The 21,883-nt window shown below is 37.5% G+C and carries 24 protein-coding genes; 15 read left to right on the forward strand and 9 right to left on the reverse strand.

Annotation, left to right across the window (positions count from 1 at the left end):
- Positions 1 to 50 precede the first annotated feature (50 nt).
- Positions 51 to 587, reverse strand: a complete 537-nt coding sequence (gene dcd / locus GJU39_RS15595) for a dCTP deaminase (RefSeq protein WP_154281914.1) — start codon at positions 585 to 587, stop codon at positions 51 to 53.
- Positions 588 to 659: 72 nt separating this feature from the next.
- Between dcd and GJU39_RS15600 the strand changes: the two genes are divergently transcribed.
- From GJU39_RS15600 to GJU39_RS15625, 5 genes are all read left to right on the forward strand, one after another.
- The gene (locus tag GJU39_RS15600; protein WP_154281915.1) at positions 660 to 1,307 is read left to right on the forward strand and encodes a 4'-phosphopantetheinyl transferase family protein; all 648 of its coding nucleotides are present in this window, start codon (positions 660 to 662) and stop codon (positions 1,305 to 1,307) included.
- A gap of 11 nt (positions 1,308 to 1,318) precedes the next feature.
- Complete coding sequence (gene lipB, locus GJU39_RS15605; protein WP_154281916.1) at positions 1,319 to 2,047, forward strand: lipoyl(octanoyl) transferase LipB; 729 nt, start codon at positions 1,319 to 1,321, stop codon at positions 2,045 to 2,047.
- Positions 2,047 to 3,105 (forward strand): serine hydrolase, encoded by a 1,059-nt coding sequence (locus tag GJU39_RS15610; protein ID WP_154281917.1) that lies wholly within the window; start codon positions 2,047 to 2,049, stop codon positions 3,103 to 3,105. Before lipB ends, GJU39_RS15610 begins: the two co-directional genes overlap by 1 nt.
- Before the next feature lie 84 nt (positions 3,106 to 3,189).
- On the forward strand, positions 3,190 to 3,849 hold the full coding sequence (locus tag GJU39_RS15615; RefSeq protein ID WP_154281918.1) for an SGNH/GDSL hydrolase family protein: 660 nt from the start codon (positions 3,190 to 3,192) through the stop codon (positions 3,847 to 3,849).
- Between the two features lie 483 nt (positions 3,850 to 4,332).
- Positions 4,333 to 4,587: a hypothetical protein gene (locus GJU39_RS15625; RefSeq protein ID WP_154281920.1), complete on the forward strand. Its 255-nt coding sequence runs from the start codon at positions 4,333 to 4,335 to the stop codon at positions 4,585 to 4,587.
- Between the two features lie 48 nt (positions 4,588 to 4,635).
- Here the strand turns inward: GJU39_RS15625 and GJU39_RS15630 are convergent, their stop codons facing one another.
- Positions 4,636 to 5,376: an RDD family protein gene (locus GJU39_RS15630; protein WP_154281921.1), complete on the reverse strand. Its 741-nt coding sequence runs from the start codon at positions 5,374 to 5,376 to the stop codon at positions 4,636 to 4,638.
- Between the two features lie 141 nt (positions 5,377 to 5,517).
- On the opposite strand from GJU39_RS15630, the gene GJU39_RS15635 reads away from it, so the two are divergent.
- The 6 genes from GJU39_RS15635 to GJU39_RS15660 are packed head-to-tail and all read left to right on the forward strand — an operon-like array spanning position 5,518 to position 11,613.
- Complete coding sequence (locus GJU39_RS15635; protein ID WP_154281922.1) at positions 5,518 to 6,471, forward strand: stage II sporulation protein M; 954 nt, start codon at positions 5,518 to 5,520, stop codon at positions 6,469 to 6,471.
- A 1-nt stretch (position 6,472) separates the two neighbouring features.
- A complete protein-coding gene (locus GJU39_RS15640) occupies positions 6,473 to 7,348 on the forward strand; it encodes a hypothetical protein (RefSeq protein ID WP_154281923.1) in 876 nt (291 codons plus the stop codon).
- A 13-nt stretch (positions 7,349 to 7,361) separates the two neighbouring features.
- Complete coding sequence (locus GJU39_RS15645) at positions 7,362 to 8,081, forward strand: DUF4129 domain-containing protein (protein WP_167515704.1); 720 nt, start codon at positions 7,362 to 7,364, stop codon at positions 8,079 to 8,081.
- Entirely contained in the window at positions 8,078 to 9,268 is a 1,191-nt protein-coding gene (locus tag GJU39_RS15650) for a DUF4350 domain-containing protein (protein WP_154281925.1), read from the forward strand. Before GJU39_RS15645 ends, GJU39_RS15650 begins: the two co-directional genes overlap by 4 nt.
- Positions 9,249 to 10,226 carry an AAA family ATPase gene (locus tag GJU39_RS15655; RefSeq protein WP_154281926.1) on the forward strand — a complete coding sequence of 326 codons (978 nt, stop codon included), beginning with the start codon at positions 9,249 to 9,251 and terminating at the stop codon, positions 10,224 to 10,226. The genes GJU39_RS15650 and GJU39_RS15655 overlap by 20 nt, the downstream gene beginning before the upstream one ends.
- Positions 10,227 to 10,266: 40 nt before the next feature.
- On the forward strand, positions 10,267 to 11,613 hold the full coding sequence (locus GJU39_RS15660) for a DUF58 domain-containing protein (protein WP_154281927.1): 1,347 nt from the start codon (positions 10,267 to 10,269) through the stop codon (positions 11,611 to 11,613).
- Between the two features lie 121 nt (positions 11,614 to 11,734).
- Here the strand turns inward: GJU39_RS15660 and GJU39_RS15665 are convergent, their stop codons facing one another.
- The 5 genes from GJU39_RS15665 to GJU39_RS23930 form a co-directional block, all read right to left on the reverse strand.
- Positions 11,735 to 12,793: a nucleoid-associated protein gene (locus tag GJU39_RS15665; protein ID WP_154281928.1), complete on the reverse strand. Its 1,059-nt coding sequence runs from the start codon at positions 12,791 to 12,793 to the stop codon at positions 11,735 to 11,737.
- A gap of 82 nt (positions 12,794 to 12,875) precedes the next feature.
- Positions 12,876 to 13,355, reverse strand: coding sequence for a MarR family winged helix-turn-helix transcriptional regulator (locus tag GJU39_RS15670; RefSeq protein ID WP_154281929.1), 480 nt, complete (start codon positions 13,353 to 13,355; stop codon positions 12,876 to 12,878).
- Positions 13,355 to 13,858 carry a GNAT family N-acetyltransferase gene (locus GJU39_RS15675; RefSeq protein WP_154281930.1) on the reverse strand — a complete coding sequence of 168 codons (504 nt, stop codon included), beginning with the start codon at positions 13,856 to 13,858 and terminating at the stop codon, positions 13,355 to 13,357. Before GJU39_RS15675 ends, GJU39_RS15670 begins: the two co-directional genes overlap by 1 nt.
- 109 nt (positions 13,859 to 13,967) lie before the next feature.
- Positions 13,968 to 14,246, reverse strand: a complete 279-nt coding sequence (locus tag GJU39_RS23925; protein WP_245227938.1) for a TlpA family protein disulfide reductase — start codon at positions 14,244 to 14,246, stop codon at positions 13,968 to 13,970.
- A complete protein-coding gene (locus GJU39_RS23930) occupies positions 14,230 to 14,541 on the reverse strand; it encodes a TlpA family protein disulfide reductase (protein WP_245227940.1) in 312 nt (103 codons plus the stop codon). The genes GJU39_RS23925 and GJU39_RS23930 overlap by 17 nt, the downstream gene beginning before the upstream one ends.
- A gap of 105 nt (positions 14,542 to 14,646) precedes the next feature.
- Here GJU39_RS23930 and GJU39_RS15685 point away from each other — a divergent pair, with 105 nt between their 5' ends.
- Together GJU39_RS15685 and GJU39_RS15690 are read left to right on the forward strand one after the other, a co-directional pair.
- Positions 14,647 to 14,979 (forward strand): hypothetical protein, encoded by a 333-nt coding sequence (locus tag GJU39_RS15685; RefSeq protein WP_154281931.1) that lies wholly within the window; start codon positions 14,647 to 14,649, stop codon positions 14,977 to 14,979.
- 163 nt (positions 14,980 to 15,142) lie between these two features.
- Complete coding sequence (locus GJU39_RS15690) at positions 15,143 to 17,461, forward strand: TonB-dependent receptor (RefSeq protein WP_154281932.1); 2,319 nt, start codon at positions 15,143 to 15,145, stop codon at positions 17,459 to 17,461.
- Between the two features lie 260 nt (positions 17,462 to 17,721).
- Here the strand turns inward: GJU39_RS15690 and namA are convergent, their stop codons facing one another.
- Both namA and GJU39_RS15700 read right to left on the reverse strand, forming a co-directional pair.
- Entirely contained in the window at positions 17,722 to 18,801 is a 1,080-nt protein-coding gene (namA, locus tag GJU39_RS15695) for an NADPH dehydrogenase NamA (protein WP_154281933.1), read from the reverse strand.
- Positions 18,802 to 18,907: 106 nt separating this feature from the next.
- Positions 18,908 to 19,897 carry an aldo/keto reductase gene (locus GJU39_RS15700; RefSeq protein ID WP_154281934.1) on the reverse strand — a complete coding sequence of 330 codons (990 nt, stop codon included), beginning with the start codon at positions 19,895 to 19,897 and terminating at the stop codon, positions 18,908 to 18,910.
- A 393-nt stretch (positions 19,898 to 20,290) separates the two neighbouring features.
- Between GJU39_RS15700 and GJU39_RS15705 the strand changes: the two genes are divergently transcribed.
- Positions 20,291 to 21,058 carry an ABC transporter ATP-binding protein gene (locus GJU39_RS15705; protein ID WP_245227941.1) on the forward strand — a complete coding sequence of 256 codons (768 nt, stop codon included), beginning with the start codon at positions 20,291 to 20,293 and terminating at the stop codon, positions 21,056 to 21,058.
- 6 nt (positions 21,059 to 21,064) lie between these two features.
- Positions 21,065 to 21,871: a hypothetical protein gene (locus GJU39_RS15710; protein WP_154281936.1), complete on the forward strand. Its 807-nt coding sequence runs from the start codon at positions 21,065 to 21,067 to the stop codon at positions 21,869 to 21,871.
- Positions 21,872 to 21,883 lie beyond the last annotated feature (12 nt).

The raw sequence follows: 21,883 nt of genomic DNA on the forward strand, positions 1-21,883 counted from the left end.
AAGGTACAAAACCCGAGGCATATAATAATGAAGATCACATGAAATTTATACTAGAAATTATTCTTCCACATCATACTTTCTACTGGGCGGGTAGTTTTGTTATTGTACTTCGCATTGCCCTTAGAATTGTACATGGTTTCGATATTTCCTTCCACTACAAAATAAATTAACTGGCCAATTGGCATACCCGCATAAATTTTAACAGGCTGAGCAACAGATATTTCCAAAGTCCAGGTATTGCAAAAACCAACATCACCTTTCCCGGCAGTGGCGTGGATATCAATGCCTAAGCGGCCGGTACTGCTTTTACCTTCTAAAAACGGCACATGGCTATGGGTTTCAGTATATTCTAAAGTTACGCCTAAATATAAGGTGCCCGGATGAAGAATATAACCATCTTTTGGAATTTCAAAATGCTCAATTTCGTTGTGTGCCTTGGCATCTAAAATACGGCTTTTATAAGTGGCCAGGTATTTTCCTAAATGTACATCGTAAGAATTTGTCCCCAAACATTCCCGCTTAAACGGCTCAATTATAATTGTACCCTTCTCAATTTCTTCTAATATCCTTTTGTCAGATAATATCATTTTTATGCGTATTTTTGGCCTAAATTATCAATTAATTAAGATAATGTTGCATCCTAATCTCCAATTTTATAAATGCCAATAGTTTATAATAAAAATATTGATGACCATTCGGTTCTGGCGATCTGGAAAATTGAAGAAACTGAAGAAGAAATGTTGGCTGGCCTACAATTAAAGCAACATGAACTAGATCTGATCTCTTCCTTTAATAATGGCAAAAGGCTTTTACACTGGTTAAGCACGCGACTATTATTGCGCACCCTGCTCAACACAACCGAATATATAGATTGCCAGTTTGATGAGGATGGTAAACCCTTTCTTGTAAACTCTGAGTATCAGATTTCGTTAAGTCACTCTTATGATTATGCTGCAGTAATGATTAGTAAAGCGTTTGCCGTTGGTGTGGATATTGAACTGATTAAACATAAAATAAAAAGCATTAAACATAAGTTCTTAAGTGATATTGAACTTGCTCAAAAGCAAATTGGCAACAATACGGAAGGTCTTTACGTTGCCTGGTGTGCAAAAGAAGCAATCTACAAATGGCATGGTAAAAAGGGACTGGAATTTAAACGGGATATTCACATTAAACCGTTTAAACTAAAAGCCGAGGGTAGTTTAAATGCTATTGTAGAATTACCTGGCGGAACAAGGGCTTTAACGGTTAACTATTTTAAAACAAAAGATGGTTACATGTTGGGTTATGTAGCTAACAAGGCATAAAATTTTATCAAATGAGCGAGTTCGAAGAAAAGGCTGTGGAAACAAAACCGGTACCTACGCAATTTATAGATTGGGGCTTAACTGATTATCAGGAGGCCTGGGACAAACAGGAAGCATTACTGAATAAAACGGTTGCCATTAAAACGGAGAACAGGGTTAACGGCACTCAGTTACCAACACCTAATTATCTGATCTTTAATGAACATCCCCATGTTTATACGCTAGGCAAAAGTGGGCATCCGGAAAATTTACTGCTTGATGAAGAAGGCCTGAAAGAGAAACATGCCACTTACTATAAAATCAATCGTGGTGGAGACATTACTTACCACGGGCCCGGCCAAATTGTAGGTTATCCCATTTTGGACCTGGATAATTTTTTCACTGATATTCATTTATACCTTCGATTTTTAGAGGAAGCTGTTATTTTAACTTTAAAGGATTACGGCATTGAAGCGGGCCGCTACCCTGGCTATACCGGCGTTTGGTTAGATCCAGATAATGATCAGGCTAGAAAAATTTGTGCCATGGGCGTTCGTTGCAGCCGCTGGGTAACCATGCATGGCTTTGCGTTTAATGTAAATGTAGATCTTGATTATTTCAAAAACATTGTTCCCTGCGGAATTGATGATAAAGCGGTTACTTCTTTAGCGAAAGAATTAGGCTATACACTGGACATGGAAGAAGTGAAAGAAAAATTAAAAAACCATATTGCTGATCTGTTTAAAATGGAACTTTCTTAATGGTTAAGCTCATTTTTATACTTTTTTTAGCAATGGCAACAACGCATGCTTCAGCACAAAGTTTAGATGATGTAATTAAATTCATTAAGGATAATCCTAAAAAGGCATCGATTGTACTTATTGAGAATGGTAAAGAAACACTCCATTTTAGTGGCAACCAGATAATGCCTTTAGCCAGTGCAGCCAAAACAATTATTGCAGTGGAGTTTTCAAATCAGGCAGCAGCTAAAAAGCTTAATCCAGATCAAAACATAGCGATAAGCGAATTAAACAAATACTACATCCCTTTTACTGATGGAGGTGCCCATACCGAATGGCTAAAATCTTTAAAAAAGAAAAAAGGGGATAGTGTTTCTTTACTCCAAATTGCAAAAGGTATGATTCAGTTTAGTTCTAATGCCAATACCGAATACCTCGAAGATTTATTAGGTTTAGCGAATATTAACCACAATATAAAAACGTTAAAACTGCAACAACATAGTTTATACTTTTATTTCACGGCCGCCGCATTAATGACTTGCCTTAAACCTGAAAATATTGATGAAAGTAAATGGGCAGCGCTATTGGAGGCTATGCCGGTAGATGAATATAGGAAGCGATGTGAAGCCAATCATCTCAAACTAAAAGCCGACTCAACATTTATTAAAACTTTTAACTTCAAAAACTTATCAATGAAGTTACAGAAAATATGGTCAGATAGATTAGTGGCCTCAACTGCAGCAGATTATGCAAACTTAATGCAGAAGGTTAACAGCAGGAGCTATTTTAAAACTGAAGTTCAAAGTATATTGGATCAGATTATGGAATGGCCAATGGTATTCCCGGCAAACCAACAGGCATTTAAACACCTTGGGCAAAAAGGAGGGTCAACTGCTTTTATTATAACAGATGCCTTTTATGCTACAGACCAAAAAGAAGCTAAAGTAGCCTGTGCCTTTTTCTTTAATAACCTAACGGAAAAAGAAAATACAATGATCAATCACAATTTTGGCGGCTTTGAAGCTAGTATTATTACCGATACTGCTTTTAGAAAAAAGCTTATTACCGCATTACTATAAAACTAAGTTTTTAACAACTGCTTAAGGGCTGTTAGGAGGTTTTTATTTTCTTTGCTAACTTCGGCTTTTACTAAAGAAATAAGTATGCCTGCTATAGAGACCATTCCTCCGGTAACATCCTCCCTTCAAGCGCGCAACATTTCTTATCTGGCCCTGGGCGATTCTTATACCATCGGTGAGGCCGTAACACAGCAGGAATCGTTTCCATTTCAGCTTCAAAAGCTATTAAAAGAAAAAAGTATAGCAGTTGCTTCCCCAAAAATTATGGCCACCACCGGCTGGACTACGGATGAATTACAAAACGCAATTAAGCAAGCCAGTCTAACTACCAAATACGATTTTGTTACGCTATTAATTGGTGTAAATAATCAATATCGGGACTACCCCATAGATACTTATAAAAAAGAATTTGCGGCACTTTTACAAACTGCGATTGATTTCGCTAATGGCAGGAAAGACCGTGTTTTTGTGGTTTCTATTCCAGATTGGGGTGCTACGCCATTTGCAAAAAGTTCGCCTAAAAGCCAGGAGGCGATTGCAGCAGAAATTGACAGTTTCAACGCAGCAAACCGCGATATCACAATTACTACCGGAGTAAGCTATACTGACATTACCTCTGCATCCAGGAATGCAGTTACAGATTTAACACTTATAGCACCGGATGGCCTCCATCCAAGCGGAAAAATGTATGCTGATTGGGCTTTAGAACTATTACCAAAGGTGTTAAATGCATTAACACAATAATACGAATTTCGTAGTTTAAAAAATATCAGCCTAAATTTTAGAAAGACAATATTAATCCCTATCATTGTCAAATCAGCGCTTATATACATGCTTTACATCACCCAAATGCGCTGTCCGGGTGGCTTAGGTATTGATTTTTAAGTGAATGAAATCTAAAAATTCAGAAACAATTTTCGCCTTTAAAATGGTCTGGATTATCATCTCATTGCTTATGATAATTATTATACTGAGCAGTAAATTCTTAAATCCCGAATATTTAAAACTCATTCCGCAGTGTAGTGCAAAAGCCAGTCATGATACCTGTTGCTTTTGTGGCATGAGCAGGGCATTTATTCAAATTGGATTATTAAACTTTAGAGATGCATTGGTATTGAACCGTGGCAGCATAATTTTATTTGTGTCTATGTTACTTAACGGTCTCTTTTTTATCGCTTTTTCAACATTTAAATTAATAAATCACTTTAAACCAAAAAACAGTTAACTATGAAAACAGTAGGATTAATATTTGGAATTTTATCCATTCTAGGAATGATTTTAGGCTTCATTCCTTGCTTTGGAGCATTCAATTGGCTTAACATTCCATTTGCCATAGTAGGTTTAATCCTAAGTATACTTGGATACAATCAAGAGAAACGGATCAACATGCCTACCGGCGCTGCAGTTACAGGTATTGTGTTATGTGCTATTGCTATCTTATTGGGTTCGTTAAGATTAATATTAGGCGCTGGAATTGTGTAGACAAATTTCAGAAATCAATTAAAGCTTCCGGTTACCAGGGCCGGAAGTTTAACCCAGATTAGAAGTCAGGTGCTTATAATCTTTCATTACGGTTTCTAAAAACTGTAATTCATTCATTCCTGCCGGAATGGTGGTTAAAATATGCTCTTTAATTTTACCTGTCATGGTATAAATCAACTGTGGGTTTCCTGTTTGGTAATAACTGGTCAACACTTCGTAAACCAGTTCAATATCCCGATCATTTAAGTGGAGGACTTCTTTAAATATAGGTTGATATTCATCAGGCAAGGTAAAACTAAAAGCTACATTTTCAATTTGTGTGCGCGGCCTGGTTTTAATTAATGTTGTTTTGGCAAGAATATCGCCTACGCGTTGATGATTTTTCGTAACCACAACAGATACCAGTGCTACTACGCCCCAACCAAAGGGAATTCCAAAATCGACCATCCTGAACAACCACCTGAAAATGTATTGGCCGAATGTGGGTTGCGCGCCATCTAAACTAATCACTTTAATTCTTAGTGCCTTCTTACCAAAAGTTTGTCCGTTCATAAAAAGTTCACAAACCAGATCGTAGAAAACAAACAATATGAGAAACGCAATTAATGCCACATAAAAACTTAGCCCGGATAATCCAATAGAAGCAATTAATCCGATGATTACGGACAAAAAATATAATACAATGAAGCCAGCCAAATCGATACATCTTGCAGCAATGCGTTCCCCCAGCCCTGCTATCTCATACTCAATATCAATATTCTGTGCAGTGCTTATTTTAATGGTATCCATATCTCAAACATAATTTTTTTTGGGGATAAAGTGGTTAACCACAATTACTTTTTTTCCGTTATTACCGATCAATGTTTCGCATCTGTCTTTTGTATCTGTTAAAATTTAACTATTTTAACCCAGGATTTGGAATACCGTTAAATGAGAGAAGCATTATTTGTTAAGCAGAATACAGAAAAGTGGAAGTACTTCGAAGGCATTCAGCAGGCGAAACCTGATGAAATTGCTAACCAGTTTATAGAGATAACCAATGATCTGGCCTATGCTAAAACATTTTACCCAAAATCAAAAACTACGGCTTACCTTAACGGACTGGCTTCCAAACTCCATCAATCCGTTTATAAGAACAAGAAAGAAAAATCAAATCGCTTTCTTTATTTCTGGAAAACAGAGCTCCCTTTAATTTTTTTCCAGCACCGAAAGCAAATCTACTATGCATTGGCTTTTTTTCTTGTATCATGTGCAATTGGCGCCTTATCTGCCAAATATGATGATACATTTGTTCGTTTAATTATGGGTGATGGTTATGTAAATATGACTAATGAAAATATTGCAAAAGGTGATCCATTTGGGGTTTACAAACAACAGAATGAGTTTTTAATGTTTTTACAAATTGGTGCAAATAACATTTATGTAGCGCTATATACCTTTGTATTGGGGATCATTTTTTCCTTTGGCTCCATTGTTTCCTTATTTAGAAACGGCATCATGCTGGGCTCCTTTCAATATTTCTTTTTCAGCAGGGGCCTGGGCTTACAGTCGGTCTTGGTTATCTGGATTCATGGAACGTTAGAAATTTCGGCGATTGTTCTTGCGGGAGCTGCAGGTTTGGTTCTTGGAAATAGTTTCCTTTTCCCGAAAACCTATACCCGGTTAGCCTCTACATTAAGAGGTGCAAAACAAGGCTTAAAAATAGTGCTTGGCCTTATCCCGATTTTTATCGTCGCTGCATTTTTTGAGAGCTTCGTAACCCGCCATACCGAAATGCCAATGGCCGTAAGCCTAACCATTTTATTATCGTCAGCTGTATTTATCATCTGGTACGTATTTATTTACCCGGCTAAAATCCATAAGAAGTTAGCACAAATCAATTAACATGGCCGAAACCGTTGAATTTAAGAAAAGAAGAGATTTTGGACAGGTGATCAATGACACCTTCACTTTCATCCGGCAGAATATTAAGCCGCTTATAAAAACCTACTTTACTTTTTGCGGGCTATTTGTACTGGCCAGCATGGCTACCCTTTTATTGCAACAGGTTAAAATGGTTAATGTGATTAACACAGCAGGCAGCATTAACAGAACAAGAGGTATGGGCCTTTATGGGATAGAATACTTTTTATCCCTTACCTTTTCATTTGCCAGCTATGCGAGCATGACGGTTGCCATACTTTCTTACATCGCAATTTACGTTCAGAAAGGAAATCAAACCCCAAAGCTCGAAGAGACCTGGATATACTTTAAACATTATTTTTTCAGGGTTTTCGGAAGTTCATTTTTATTGATGATTTTATTAGTTGTTGGTTTTGTACTCTGCCTGGTACCAGGGTTTTACCTTTTTCCTTTTATTGCGATGACGTTTCCTATTATGGTGATTGAAAATTCAAATTTAGCCTATTCATTCACCAGAAGTTTCAACATTATTAAAAATAATTTCTGGGTTACGTTCGGTACTTTAATTATCATCTGGATTATTATTTACGCTTGCTCTACCTTAATTGTACTACCTACAACACTATTTAGCATGCTTGGCATGTTCTCTCACCAGGGCCCGCAAATGTCTTTAACCTTAACTATGATTACCACAATTTTACAGTCGCTTTGCCAGGTATTTACCATTGTACCCATTATCACTGTTTCTTTAATGTACTTTAGCCTGGTCGAAGAAAAAGAAAGTATAGGTTTAATGGAACGCATCTCTAATTTCGGAAATACAGAAAAACCAACTGATACCCGCCCTGAAGAATATTAGAATGCCGAAGTTTTTGAAATATTTTTTAATCTCCTTAATCTGTCTTGCACCCATAATTGGTACTGCTCAAGCCCAGGTTGCTAAACCTGTGCCGGTAAAAAGGGCAATGAAAACAGACAGCAGCCAAATTACCCCGTCGAAATTTGACAAACGTGCCATCAGCGATTACAAAGAACAAAAGGAGTTTCAATATGATGAGGTAGAAGGCAGGCAACTCTCTTTTTGGGAGAAATTCTGGATGTGGTTTTGGAAAATGATTAGTAAATTATTTGTTGGTGCAGCATCTAACGCTGTTTCTAGATATTTCTTCATTGGTATAGGAATCGCTTTACTGGCGTTTTTAATCGTAAAAATGATTGGAGCCAAAAATATCTTCAGTAAAAAGCCACTTGAAACCATTTTACCTTACGACGTTTTAAATGAAAATATCCACGAAATAGATTACGATAAAGAACTGCAACGTTTAGTTGCAGATGGTAAATTCCGCCTCGCAGTGAGATTGCTTTATTTACGGGCATTAAAGAAACTTAGCGATGCGCAGATTATTCAATGGCAACCAGATAAAACCAATTACAATTATTTAACAGAAATCAGTAAGCCGGAATTAAAGCGTGATTTTAGCGATCTTACCCTTCAGTTTGATTACATCTGGTATGGAGATTTTCCGATAGATGCCAATAAGTTTGAGCCTATAAAAAAGTCGTTTAACCAGTTTAATAATCAGATTAAATGAGGGGTTTCAAAATTTATTTCGCACTAGGTTTAATCATTATCGTGGCTTACCTGCTGGCAGAATACAACAAGCCCACGCCAACCAACTGGGCGCCAACCTATCTTTCTTCAGATAAAATTCCTTACGGCACTTATATTCTCCATAACAGGATCAAAGATATTGCACCACACGCAACGGTTAACCGAACAAAAGTTCCCATTTACAATACACTTAAAAACAAAGGTTTTAATCAATCTTCTTATTTAATTGTGGCTCAAAAAGTGAACCTGGCCGACCATGATTTTGAACAGTTAAAAAAATATATCCAGGCAGGTAATCATGTATTTATCGCGAGCTATGATTTTGGCAAACTCGAAAAAATGCTGAAGTTTAGTACAGCAAGCTCAATGTCGGCCAATGGAACTTCATTAAACTTTACCAATCCAAACCTAAAAACCGATGCCAATTACGGATTTGACCGGGGGATAGGCAGTCAGTATTTTACTGGTCTTAATTTCAAAAAAGTGACCGTTTTAGGCCTTAATTCTTCTAATCAGCCTAATTTTATTAAGTATGATTTTGGCAGGGGATCGCTTTATCTCATTGCTGAACCTGGTTTTTACACCAACTTTGTGCTGCTTGATAAATATGGCGCAGAATATGCCGGCAAAACTTTAAGTTACCTTCAAAACAGCAAAACGATTATTCTGGACGAATATTTTTCCAGGCAAAAAAATGAAACGACAGATGTTTTAAGGGTTTTCTTTACCCATCCGGAACTGAAATGGGCTTATTACCTAACCATTTTCAGCCTGATTATTTTTGTACTTTATGAGGTTAAACGGAAACAACGCATTATCCCAACTGTTGATCTGATGACAAATGCTTCTGTTGAATTTGTAACCGTTGTAGGCAGTGTCTATTACCACGAACGGAATAACCAGGATATTGCCATGAAGAAAATCAATTATTTTATGGAATATTTACGATCCAGGTATTACCTCAAAACGAATGAAATAGATAGCAATTTCTCAAAATTATTAGCAGAGAAAACGGGAATCAATGAAACATCTGCCAAAACATTAACAAAGTATTTTATGCAAATACCAACCATGGCCAGCGTAAGCGACCATGAACTCATTATTTTAAACGATAGTATAGAACAGTTTTTTAAAAATACACAACGCCATGGAGCAGGAACAATTTAACCAACGCACTGATTTAACTGCCCTGAATGCGGCGGTAGAACAGATCAGAAGTGTGCTTGGCAGTATCATTATCGGACAAAAACAGGTTATCGATTTTCTAATTGTTGGCTTACTTGCCGACGGCCATATCCTGATTGAAGGTGTGCCGGGTGTGGCTAAAACCTTAAGCGCAAAATTATTGGCAAAATCTATTGATGCACAGTTTTCCCGTGTTCAGTTCACGCCAGATTTAATGCCCTCTGACGTTTTGGGAACACCTATCTTTAACACCAAAAGCGGCGATTTTGAGTTTAGAAAGGGACCAATCTTCGGAAACATTATCCTGGTTGATGAAATAAACCGTGCACCTGCAAAAACACAGTCGGCTTTATTTGAAGTAATGGAAGAGCGCCAGGTAACGATTGATGGCGAAACCTACCAAATGGACGAGCCTTTTATGGTATTAGCCACGCAAAACCCGATCGAGCAGGAAGGAACTTATCGCTTGCCCGAAGCACAATTAGACCGGTTTTTATTTAAAATTGAGGTGAAATATCCATCTCTTGAAGAAGAAACAGCTATTTTGATGGCACAACATACGCTGGTGAATAAAAGTTTAGCTTCCGATGTAAAGCCGGTTCTATCTGTTCAGCAAATCCAGGAAGCCAGATCTATTATCCGTAATTTATTTGTAGAACCTAAGCTTTTGGAATTTATTGCGAAGATTGTAAATGAAACCCGCAATAATCCATCACTTTATTTAGGGGCATCGCCAAGGGCATCATTAGCCATTGTGCACAGTGCTAAAGCGTTAGCTGCCATTCAAAATCGTGATTTTGTAACACCAGATGATATTATCGCGGTTGCCATTCCGGTATTGGCGCACCGGATTTTATTATCGCCAGAAAAGGAAATGGAAGGGTTAACCACAAGTGATATCGTACATCAAATTATTAAGAAAATTGAAGTACCCAGATAGCAGCATAACCACCAATCGCCACCATATTAAATAATACACCTTGAAAAAATTCTTTCAGCAATATTATACCAATCTCTTTTTAACTGACCGCTTATTTGCGGCCCTGGGATTTTGTATTTTACTTTTTCTGCTGAAGTTTTTTTTCAGCTGGCTGGGCGAAATCCCGGAAATTGCTTTAGGTGTAGTGTTGATGCTGTGGTTTATTGATCTGTTTATTTTATACCGCAATGTTCAGGGAATTGAGGCAAAGAGATTAACATCCAAACGTTTAAGTAACGGCGATGAAAATCCGATTGAAATTGAAGTAAAGAGCAAGTATGGCTTTACTGTAAATGTCAGGGTAATTGATGAAATCCCTTTTCAGTTTCAGCTACGGGATAAAGATTTCCGATTGAATTTACCACCCGGCGCCATCAAATCCATTCATTACAATTTACGGCCAACCAAACGAGGCGAATATGATTTTGGTTTTATCAGGGTTTTTATTGCTTCGCCAATAGGTTTAGTAACCCGCCGGTATAATTTCGATGGCGCGAAAGTTTTACCCGTTTACCCATCATTTATAAATCTCGGTAAATATGAGTTAATGGCGGTATCCCGGTACCTCACAGAGTTTGGCATAAAAAAAATCAGGAAAATTGGCCAAAGTACGGAGTTCGATCAGATTAAAAACTATGTAGGTGGTGATGACATTCGCACCATAAACTGGAAAGCCACCGCCAGGAAAAGTGCTTTAATGGTAAACACTTATACTGATGAGCGCTCGCAAAACATCTATTGCATTATTGATAAATCGCGGGTGATGCGCATGCCGTTTGAAGGTTTGAGTTTATTGGATTATGCTATTAATGCAAGTGTTGCCCTCGCAAAAGTAGCGATGCTTAAAGAGGATAAGGCAGGTTTAATCACCATATCAGAAACCATTGGAGCCATCGTTCCCGCAGATCGAAAAGCCGGACAGCTGGGCACCATTATGAACGTGTTGTACAAAGAGAAAACAAGATACCTGGAAAGCAATCTCGAACTTTTGTACAGCTCCATAAGGTCAGTAATTAAGCAACGTGGTTTATTGGTATTTTTTACCAATTTTGAAAGCTTATCGGCACTTCAAAGGCAGCTTCCTTATTTAAAAAGAATTTCTAAGTATCATTTACTTCTGGTGGTATTTTTCGAAAATACCGAACTCAAAGCGCTCAGTACCGAACCAGCTAAAGATATTGAAGGCATTTACCACAAAACCATCGCCGAAAAATTTATTTACGAGAAAAAGCTGATGGTGAAAGAGCTTAACAAACATGGCATCCTTTCGGTACTTACACCCCCTCAAAAATTAACGGTTAACGTGATTAACCAGTATTTAGCATTGAAAGCGCAACAGCGGATTTAATCAGTTTAGTCCGCAGTCATTAGTCCAAAGTCTGTAGTCGATAGTCTATTCGAGCCAAAGACTCCCAACTCATTCCACCCCGGACTCATGACTAAAGACTCCCGACTAACGACTTCTTAACCTACTCCTCTTCTCTAAAATACACCTTATAAAAGTTCATTGATTTATCATCATCGTAACCTTTTTCGATCATATCTTTATTTCCGTGGATGTAGATGTGAAAGTTCTTATCAAGCTTAAGCACGCTCTTATAAGCCCGTGCCTGTTTTTTCACTGCTGATTCGGCAATTTCGAAGTTATCGGCAATGGGCGATTCAAATTCTTCTTCGTAATTCTTTTTATAGTTTTTGAATGATTCTATTCCTTCAGTATTCCCAATCACTTCGTTTCCAAACTCTTCCATATCAAAGGTTTCTTTCTCTTTGAAATATTTCATCGAACGGTTTAGCAAATCGATTTTATCTGCTTTACTGATTTCGTAATTATCATCCAGCTTCTGCGTTACAAAGTTTTTGTAAACGCCCAAAACGTTATTGGTTTGGTTATAACTATCGTTTCTAACTTTCAGCTTTAAAAATTCATCTTTCCAATAAACGGCAGATTCATTGCTACTTTTCGACTGATCCAGTACCACCACTTTATAACCTTGTTCTTTTTCGGTATTAAAAATTAAACAGCCTTTATCCAGTTTATTAATGCTGATTGCATCCTGTTCATAGCTCATATTAAAGCCATCATCTTTAGGAAAAACTTTCAGGTAAGTATCTTTCGTTTCCGATTTAAAAATACCCAGTACATCCAGTTGCTCACCTTCAATCTGCACCTTTTCAAAATAGGCTACATAAAGTTCGCCTGATTTAATTTTTGGGTGATTGGCTACATCATATAAATATTTAGCGAGCTGTTGCGAGTCTTCATGAAAAAGTTCGGTATTTTCGAAAATTTCATGTGCAAAATGATAAACTTCATTTAAGTTTAAGTTATCGTTAGGATGAAAGAAATGGTAAACTTCATTCACTTTTTCGAAAGGCTTAAGGAAATATTGCATCAGCAAATTACTCAAAACCTCATCATCTAGCCGGAGCGGCGCATCAGATAATTTATAATATTCTTCAACCAGTTTATTACCGGTATGGTGGATGGAAAGTTGTTTTAGTGTAGCCTCGAAAAATGAAATCATGGCTGCAAAAATAACAAAATGATTGGTTAACCATCCCAGCCATTAAAATCAATTAGCTTCGAAATCACTCCTTTCTCTTCCCCTATTTGCGGTAAGCCTCCGCCCTGTGCAAAAAGCTTTTTTCTTTTAAGGTTGCTTCTACTTCATTTATGGCTTTCATCAGGTTATTTTCCGTATTGGTAATCTCTGCTGTAGCCTTGATAATCACTTCCCAAACAGGCTCCATATTGGCAAGAAGTTCCTTTCCTTTTTCTGTAAGTTCAATCAATCGTTTGCGCGTATCTATTTTATCTTTTGTAGATCGAATCAATTTTTCCTTCTCTAATTCTTTCAATAAGCTAATCGTGGAAGGATGTGCGTAGCCAATTTCATCGGAAAGGGAAACGACACTCATGGTCGATTTTTTATACAGCGTATAAAGCACAGGGAACCATTTCGGTTGAAAATCGATGCCAAATGCTTTATAAATCAATAAACCATCTTTACGGATTTGATCACTTAGTCGCTGCAAACGCGTAGAAATGGCCAGCAAACCAGAAGCATCAATTACATTTTGTTCCATTACAAAGATTTTAAATCCAGGTTATAAAAAACATTATCTACAGCCATCCGTGGAAAATAAACAGGTAAATCTTCTGCTGCAATTTGCTTAAAACCATTACGCTCATAAAAACGGCATGCAGCCTGTAATATGTCCTTGGTACCCAAATATACTTTATTTAAATGTTCAGCCCGGCAATAAGCTAAAAGGGTTTCTAACAACACTTGTGCTATGCCCAATTCCTTACCGCGGAATTCTTTTTTCACAAACATCTTTCTAATTGTTGCCGATTCATGCTCAGCAGCGGCAATAAGGCCTATTGTACCGATAAGTTCGCCATCGCGCTTAGCTCCCCAAAATGCTCCGCCAGAACCATCATAATATTTTTCAATGTCCAGTAAATCAGGTTGGGCAGCTAAATCTATAGCTACATTAAACTCTATTTGCTGGATGGGTAAAATAACCTCAATAATCTCTTTGCAGGATTGATTGCTTAACCGTTCAATTTTAAATTCGCTTTGCATAGTAAAAATATTATTCCACAAATATACGTAGTCAACTACATAAATTAAAGACTTATTTTTTCTTTGCAGTTGAAGGATAAAAGGCAAACAATCCGTTTGTTGATAGAAACTAGTTGGTTATCTTCAATTTTTGGATAAAATCTGCCATTTTCTGATCAGCATAATTCGCCACCCCTTCGTGTTTGAAGGATAACCGGCCTCGTTTATCAAAAATAACTGTGGTGGGTAAGGCGCCCGCGAATATTTGTTCCGGAATGTTGCTTTCTACCTTATAAACCGGCATTTCATATTTACGGCCGGTCATGAATTTGCTGGATTTTAAAAGTTCACCATCTGCATCTGCAAAGATGAATACTACGCCATCATCATCTTTAAATTGTGAATACAATTTGTTTTAGTGATGGCATTTCTGCCCTACACGGTGGACACCAGGTAGCCCAAAAGTTAAGAAAAACAACTTTCCCTTTTAAATCACCCAGATCTACAACATTACCTTTTACATCTTTAAATTTAAGCCCACTGAGGTCTGACTCACCTGAAGCTACCTCCTCTACATTGGGCTTAAAGAATCCAATAGTCATTAATCCCCGGATTAAAGTTGCTTTTGCATCCGGAATCAGGATCATTACCAATAGTAAGGTTAAAATTCCAATGTTAATACTATTTCTTTTGAGCCATTTCATGTAGCAAACCTTAGATTAATAAATTTTTGAAGTTGCAAATACGATATAAGCAATGTTACTTTCCAAAGATGAAGTTTATAACTAATAATTACTACTTTTGACCCATTGAAAAAGCATCAGCAAAATATCAGGAAATATTTTTCAGCATTTATGCTGTTAACGTTTGCTATTGCTTTAACGCCCTGGAGTGTTTTACATCACCACCGGGAAATTCCAATTCCAAAGAAAGAAATTAATTGTCATCATGTTACTCATGTAGAAGCCCATGGTGATAACTGTTTAATTTGTAATGCCAGTTTTGAAAAAGACTACGTGCAAATTCATAACATATACCGGATTTTTCTTTCTGTAACCATTTTTAGCCAGAAAGCACCTGTTTTAAAAAGTTCCTACACCAGGTTACTCAGTACCAGTCTCCGTGGCCCTCCTTTAGCCTAAGTCTTTTTAGAGGTTATCACCTCGTTTTTTCTATTCATACCTGTGATGCTTGTAAAAGTTCCACCAGGTTATTTCTTTTCACTACAATTTACTATCGTGATGAGGTTGCTCTGATTGAAAAAAATCGCAGGATTCATCATGTTTAAACATTAAAATACAACAAATGAAAAAATTACAGCTAATCCGCTTAATGATTATCTATACATTAATAAGCAGCACTGCTTTTGCAACTGCTTTAAAAGACATCACAGGAAAAGTAATTGATGCCAGCAACAATCAGGCATTAGCGGGCGCAACAATTTATATTCCCGATTTAAAGGTTACAGCAGTAACGAATAATGATGGAGAATTTACCATAAATAACCTGCCATCGAAAGGCAGTTATTTAATGGAAGTGCATTATATCGGCTATAAAACAGCTACTCAAATTGTAAATTTCGCAACGCCACCTAACATCACTTTCGCCTTGCAGCCTACTGCTATAGAAACAAGAGAAGTGGTGATTACGGGAAGTATGATCAGTAGCACGAGCAAACGAAACAGTGCATCATCCACAGTGATTGGAAAGGACCAGTTGCTGGCACCATCTACTAATCTGATTGATGCATTGACCAGAATTCCGGGTGTATCACAAATCACCACCGGACCATCAATTTCAAAACCAGTAATCAGGGGTTTAGGCTACAACCGTATTGTAACTTTAGATGATGGAATTAAACAACAAGGACAACAATGGGGAGATGAGCATGGAATTGAGATTGATCAGTTTAAATCAGACCGCGTTGAAGTGTTGAGGGGTGCGGCTTCTTTAATTTATGGATCGGATGCACTAGGCGGCGTAATCAATTTATTAGAACCAAGCACGGCGCCAGATGGCCAGGTGAAAGGTGAATTGATTACCAACTACTCTACTAATAATGGCTTAACGGCAAACTCTTTAATGCTTACCGGCAATGAAAATGGTTTTGTTTGGAGAGCCCGTGGAACTTATAAAAATGCTTATTCTTTTAAAACCCCTACGGGATATTTTCCAAATTCAGGATTTAATGAAACCGATTTAAGTGGTATGGTTGGCTTAAATAAAAGCTGGGGATATTCTCATTTAAACGTTTCCAGTTTCCGCAATAACATTGGTTTTTACGATCCGAGTTTAGATGCGAATGGAAACTTTGTAAAGGAAGACGGCGATCCGTTTTTAAACTCAGAATTTAAAAGCCGCAGCCTGGAATACCCTCGTCAGGACATCAGACATTTTAAAATTGCATTAAATAACAACTTTATTCTGGGCAATGGCAATTTGAAAGCAGATTTCGGTTACCAGCAAAATCAACGTCGCGAGTTGGAAGACGGACCAAGCCCTTCATTATTCTTCGACCTGAAAACATATAATGGGGATTTGAAATATTACCTGCATGAAATGGATGGCTGGCAGCCTGTTTTCGGCGTAAGTGCCGATGCTGGCCGTAGTCAAAATAAAGCAGATGACGAGTTCTTAATCCCCAATTACAACACTTATGGTATCGGTGCTTTTGCTTACGTGAAAAAGAACTGGGAAAGCAATACCTTAAGCATTGGTGCCCGTTACGATTACCGTAAAAACAACGGCAAACAATTGTTTGTAGATGATGAAGAACGTTTTGCACCTTTCCAAAATAAGTTTTCTAACGTAAGTGGTGCTTTAGGTTTTACCCATCAATTTAATGAGGAGTTAAACTTCAAGGCAAATGCAGGTTCGGCTTTCCGGGCACCGAATCCGGCAGAACTGGCTTCAAATGGCGTACATGAAGGTACTTTCCGATACGAAATTGGGAATCCGAATTTAAGTCCGGAGCGCAGTTACCAGGTAGATGCCGCCTTAGAATATGAAGGTAAAATCATTAGTGCAAGTGCAAGTGTTTACAATAACTATATCCATAATTTCATTTACGCATCAAATAATGGTGAAACGACTATTTCAGAAGGTAACCAATATCGTGTTTATCGTTATGGTCAGGTAAATGCTAACTTATATGGTGCAGAAGCAAGCTTAACCATCCACCCGGTTTCGTTTATTCACTTTGAAAATACCTTCGGATACGTTCATGCACACAATAATAGTTTAGACAGACCTTTGGCATTCATCCCGGCAGGTACCTTAAGAAACGAACTTCGTTTTGAGCCTAAATTTAAAGGAACCAATGATGCTTATCTTTCCGTTGGCATCAACTCTGCCTTTAAACAAACGCGTGTAGATAACACCTTTGAAACGCCAACCAGTGGCTATACTTTGTTAAACGCTGGCATTGGCGCAACATTCAATTTAGGTAAACAACCGGTTAAATTATCCGTATCTGGAAATAACCTATTGAATCAGAAATATTATGATGCCTTGAGCAGATATAAACCAGGACGTTTAAGTTCTGAAGATCCAAACTTAGGGGTTTACAATACAGGAAGAAATATTACTTTCGGATTGTATGTACCGTTTATAGTGGCGAAATAGGATAAGCGTTTTTCGTTGATCGTTTCTAGATTGGCACGTAGCGAAAGCCATAATAATTGGTAATCGTTATAGCGAGGTATGACTATAGAAACCTAGCTTAAAAGATTTCATTTTAAGAGTTGTCAACTTTATAGCTGCATTTGCTATTAAGGTTGACAACTCTTTTTTTGATATGACCATTGTTTATAGCTAGTAGTTGCCCATAAAAGTTGTCAAAGCTATTATATGGCACTATTTATTAAACCGCCACACTCAAGAACCTATTTCTTAAAAGTTTCTCTTTTCGCCCTTACATATTGATTCGGCCATTCTATATCATCGCCTAATACTTGTGCAGCATGTGTAGGGAAATAAGCATCTCTAAGAGATTCTCTGGCGATGAAGATTAAATCCGCTTTGCCTTCCTGCAGAATTTCTTCTGCTTGTTTTGCATCTACGATTACGCCAACAGCGCCAGTGTAAATCCCAATTTCATTTCTGATTTTGTCTGCAAACGGCACCTGATAATTTGGTCCGGCAGGAATAAACGCATCTGGTACATTTCCACCAGAAGATGCATCTATTAAATCTACTCCCCTATCTTTTAATACTGCAGCCAATTGGATAGAATCATTTTCATTCCAACCATTTTCTGTCCAGTCTGTTGCAGAAATCCGCACAAATAACGGCAACGTTTCCGGCCACACAGATTGTACTGCTTCCACCACATCGATTACCAAACGAATGCGGTTTTCAAAACTCCCACCATATACATCTGTACGTTTATTGCTTAACGGACTAAAGAATTCATGCAACAGGTAGCCGTGTGCCGCATGAATTTCTACCACTTTATAGCCTGCATCCAAGGCCCGTTTTGCTGCTGATCTGAAAGCAAAAACGATTTCCTGAATTTCAGGAATGCTTAGTTCCTGTGGTTCTACCTGACCTTGTTTAAAAGGAATTGACGAAGGGCCTACCGGTTTCCAGCTGTTTTCGCCCGAAGCAATTTGTTCGCCACCATTCCATGGTAATTCGCAACTTGCTTTCCTACCTGCATGTGCTAACTGGATGCCAGCAATAGCACCATTTTCATGGATAAAGGAAACGATTTGCTTTAGTTTTTCTACATGTTCATCTTTCCAGATTCCTAAATCTCCATAAGTAATCCGGCCTTCCGGCGTTACTGCCGATGCCTCCTGAATGATCAAACCTGCTCCACCTACCGCTCTGCTCCCCAGGTGAACCAAATGCCAGTCGTTCGCGAATCCGTCTACGGCTGAGTATTGGCACATTGGTGAGATTACAATTCTATTTTTTAAAGTAACATCCTTTAAGGTTAAAGGAGAGAATAATTTTGACATGTTTTTATTTTATTGATATATGTATATTATCGATTCTCATCTGGGATTTTCAAAAACAATTGCTACTTTAACATGCCTTTGATAACCGCTGACTAACTAATCTTGATTAAAAACCTGCATTTTTCAATTCGGTGTTAATGAACTGAATTTCATCTGCAGATAATTTTACATTAATGGCTTCCGCATTTTGTACGGATTGTTTGGCATTTCTGGCCCCCACTAAAGCAATGGTAATTCCAGGGCGTTCTACCGTCCACCTTAAAACCAATTGAGAAAGTGATGCATTTTTTTCCTCAGCCAAAGGTTTGATCTTAGCTAAAAAGGCATTAGTTTTTTCAATATTCTCTGCCGAAAAGAACTTTACATCCTTCCGGTGATCACCTTCTTCAAATTTATAATCTGGCGTAATTTTACCGGTAAGCAATCCACGTTCCATCGGGCTATAGGCCAAAACTGATTTATTGTTATCAATACAATAAGGTACCGTTTCATCTTCCACAGCACGATTAATCATACTGAATGGAATTTGATTAGAGACGATTTCTATAGTTTGATCTGCTTCTTTTAATTGTGCTGCGCTATAGTTACAAACTCCCGCATAACGAACTTTTCCCTGTTCAATTAACTTACTTACGGCTTCGAAGGTTTCGCTGATTGGCGTGGTTACATCCGGCCAATGGATTTGATATAAGTCGATATAATCTGTACCTAAACGTTTCAAAGATTGCTCACATTCATAAATTACGCTTTCTTTACTGGCATATTTATAAATATCAATATCTTTCCCTTCGTTGTTTTTACTTTTGAAACCAAAGTCACCTTTAGCTAAATCCCAGCGCATTCCAAACTTAGTTACAATTTGAAGTTTATCCCTGGAGATTCCTTTAATGGCATCGCCTACAATTTCTTCACTATCGCCTTGCCCGTAAATCGGAGCCGTATCAATAGAGGTAACCCCTAAATCATATGAAGCTTTGATTGCGTTTATGGCGTCATTTCTATCTGTACTTCCCCACATCCAGCCGCCTGCAGCCCATGCACCGAAGGTAATTACTGAAAGTTCTAAATCTGAATTTCCTATTTTTCTGTATTCCATAATTATTTTTTTATAAGATGATCAACCGCGTAACTGTTATTCGACAGGCAGGCCAATAACATAGATAAAGTTTTGGCACCCTGACTAAACCATGGCTGAAAAAGCTTAATCCAATTGCTAATCTGCCCAACAAATAAGCTCATTTTATATCCATTGTTATCGCGTTACTATATAAACAGACAATCTCCACATTAATCATGTTTTAATGCAGTTAAGATAAATCTACATTTTACAAACATGTTATAAATAACAAGGTTGAGAAAATAAATAAAAAATTTGGAGGTTTAAAAAATCCACCATACATTAGTGTATTATTTAACTAATACAGTAGGTATGATAAAAGTTAACAATCTTAATTTTGGCTATAGCAAGCACCAGCCATTATTTAAAAATATGAGCTTTCAACTAAGTGCCGGCCATATTTACGGTTTACTTGGAAAAAATGGTGCAGGCAAATCCAGCTTATTAAAAAATCTGGCTGGTTTGGTTTATGCAAAAAGCGGCACCCTCGATGTGTTCGGCTTCGATCCGTCCAGCAGGCAACCGGCCATGCTGGAACAAATTTGTTTTATTCCGGAGGAATTTTATTTACCTGCCATAAAAATTGATGCTTACCTCAAAGCCAATGCTCCATTTTACAAAAACTTTAACCATGATTATTTTACAGATCTGATGAAGGAATTTGATATTCCAGTGAGCCAAAAACTCACTAATATGAGCTATGGGCAAAAGAAAAAAGTGATTATTGCATTTGGTTTGGCTACACAAGCCAAACTCATCATTATGGATGAGCCTACTAACGGCTTAGATATTCCTTCGAAAACACAGTTCAGAAAAATTATGGCTTCTGCCCTAACAGATGACCGCTGCATTGTAATTTCTACACACCAGGTGAGGGATTTGGATAATCTGATTGATACCGTAATCATCTTGGATGAGAACAACATCGCGCTACAAGCTTCTATCGAAGAAATTACAGAAAAGCTCACCTTTAAGAAAGTTAAAGAAATGGATCCCAGCATTATTTATGCTGAACCATCGCTCTCTGGCTTTCATGCCGTAATGCCAAACTATCATCAGGAAGACAGTAAACTGGACATGGAACTGCTGTTTAATGCCATTTTAACAGAGAAAACAAAATTCAAACCTTATTTTAATTAAGCACTCATGAGTAATATATTCAACTTAAACCGATTTGGATTACTGCTAAAAAGACAATGGCTCGACTTTGGAAAAGTTTACCTGCTCACCTTGGTTATTCTGGTTGCCGTGATCTTTTCATTTTACTGCTATTTCATTCCATCCCCAATTGGAGATAATTTCGATTATGATGGTAATCTTGATATGCGCTTCAGGTACGGCCTGTTTATTTTCCTGGGCTTCCTTTTCATCAGCATCACCTCAAGCAGTTATTTCAGCATATTAGGGCAAAAACCAAGAGCCATACAAGAATTAATGTTACCCGCCTCTACCTTTGAGAAATTTGCCGGTGCTCTTTTTTATACTGCTTTTTTAGCGGTAATTAGCTATCTGCTCATTTTTTACATCATTGATCTGGGCTTTGTAAAATATGTAAACAGCCATTTAAGTGAATTCAAAATGGAATCAGCAAAACACTCACATTTAAATGGGGTTGAAAGTATTTCTAAACAAGTAACCAGCGATAAAAATTATTTGACGTATTTGAGTAGTTATTTTCCTATTCCATTCCTGGTGATCAGCATATTTCTTTTAGGATCGGTCTATTTTAACCGTTTCCATTATATCAAAACAGCCATTTCCGTTGCTATTTTCAGCGCTATTACATTCTATATGATATACAAAGCAAGTATCTTATTCATTGGCGATAAAGTAATGAGAAATGTTATGGTTCAAAAAGATGAAATCTTATTATGGATATTCCTCGTTTCGGCTGCCATCACACTCAGCTTATGGCTGATTACCTACATTCGCCTTAAAGAAAAAGAAGTTTAACATTAACAGGTA

The organism is Pedobacter petrophilus (assembly GCF_009674725.1).
Lineage (GTDB): Bacteria > Bacteroidota > Bacteroidia > Sphingobacteriales > Sphingobacteriaceae > Pedobacter > Pedobacter petrophilus.

What these genes read in the sequence shown, in the direction of transcription:
- dcd (WP_154281914.1), bottom strand. Translation starts at nt 587, where the DNA reads ATGATATTATCTGACAAAAGGATATTAGAAGAAATTGAGAAGGGTACA.
- GJU39_RS15600 (WP_154281915.1), top strand. Translation starts at nt 660, where the DNA reads ATGCCAATAGTTTATAATAAAAATATTGATGACCATTCGGTTCTGGCG.
- lipB (WP_154281916.1), top strand. Translation starts at nt 1,319, where the DNA reads ATGAGCGAGTTCGAAGAAAAGGCTGTGGAAACAAAACCGGTACCTACG.
- GJU39_RS15610 (WP_154281917.1), top strand. Translation starts at nt 2,047, where the DNA reads ATGGTTAAGCTCATTTTTATACTTTTTTTAGCAATGGCAACAACGCAT.
- GJU39_RS15615 (WP_154281918.1), top strand. Translation starts at nt 3,190, where the DNA reads ATGCCTGCTATAGAGACCATTCCTCCGGTAACATCCTCCCTTCAAGCG.
- GJU39_RS15625 (WP_154281920.1), top strand. Translation starts at nt 4,333, where the DNA reads ATGAAAACAGTAGGATTAATATTTGGAATTTTATCCATTCTAGGAATG.
- GJU39_RS15630 (WP_154281921.1), bottom strand. Translation starts at nt 5,376, where the DNA reads ATGGATACCATTAAAATAAGCACTGCACAGAATATTGATATTGAGTAT.
- GJU39_RS15635 (WP_154281922.1), top strand. Translation starts at nt 5,518, where the DNA reads ATGAGAGAAGCATTATTTGTTAAGCAGAATACAGAAAAGTGGAAGTAC.
- GJU39_RS15640 (WP_154281923.1), top strand. Translation starts at nt 6,473, where the DNA reads ATGGCCGAAACCGTTGAATTTAAGAAAAGAAGAGATTTTGGACAGGTG.
- GJU39_RS15650 (WP_154281925.1), top strand. Translation starts at nt 8,078, where the DNA reads ATGAGGGGTTTCAAAATTTATTTCGCACTAGGTTTAATCATTATCGTG.
- GJU39_RS15655 (WP_154281926.1), top strand. Translation starts at nt 9,249, where the DNA reads ATGGAGCAGGAACAATTTAACCAACGCACTGATTTAACTGCCCTGAAT.
- GJU39_RS15665 (WP_154281928.1), bottom strand. Translation starts at nt 12,793, where the DNA reads ATGATTTCATTTTTCGAGGCTACACTAAAACAACTTTCCATCCACCAT.
- GJU39_RS15670 (WP_154281929.1), bottom strand. Translation starts at nt 13,355, where the DNA reads ATGGAACAAAATGTAATTGATGCTTCTGGTTTGCTGGCCATTTCTACG.
- GJU39_RS15675 (WP_154281930.1), bottom strand. Translation starts at nt 13,858, where the DNA reads ATGCAAAGCGAATTTAAAATTGAACGGTTAAGCAATCAATCCTGCAAA.
- GJU39_RS23930 (WP_245227940.1), bottom strand. Translation starts at nt 14,541, where the DNA reads ATGAAATGGCTCAAAAGAAATAGTATTAACATTGGAATTTTAACCTTA.
- GJU39_RS15690 (WP_154281932.1), top strand. Translation starts at nt 15,143, where the DNA reads ATGAAAAAATTACAGCTAATCCGCTTAATGATTATCTATACATTAATA.
- namA (WP_154281933.1), bottom strand. Translation starts at nt 18,801, where the DNA reads ATGTCAAAATTATTCTCTCCTTTAACCTTAAAGGATGTTACTTTAAAA.
- GJU39_RS15700 (WP_154281934.1), bottom strand. Translation starts at nt 19,897, where the DNA reads ATGGAATACAGAAAAATAGGAAATTCAGATTTAGAACTTTCAGTAATT.
- GJU39_RS15705 (WP_245227941.1), top strand. Translation starts at nt 20,291, where the DNA reads ATGAGCTTTCAACTAAGTGCCGGCCATATTTACGGTTTACTTGGAAAA.
- GJU39_RS15710 (WP_154281936.1), top strand. Translation starts at nt 21,065, where the DNA reads ATGAGTAATATATTCAACTTAAACCGATTTGGATTACTGCTAAAAAGA.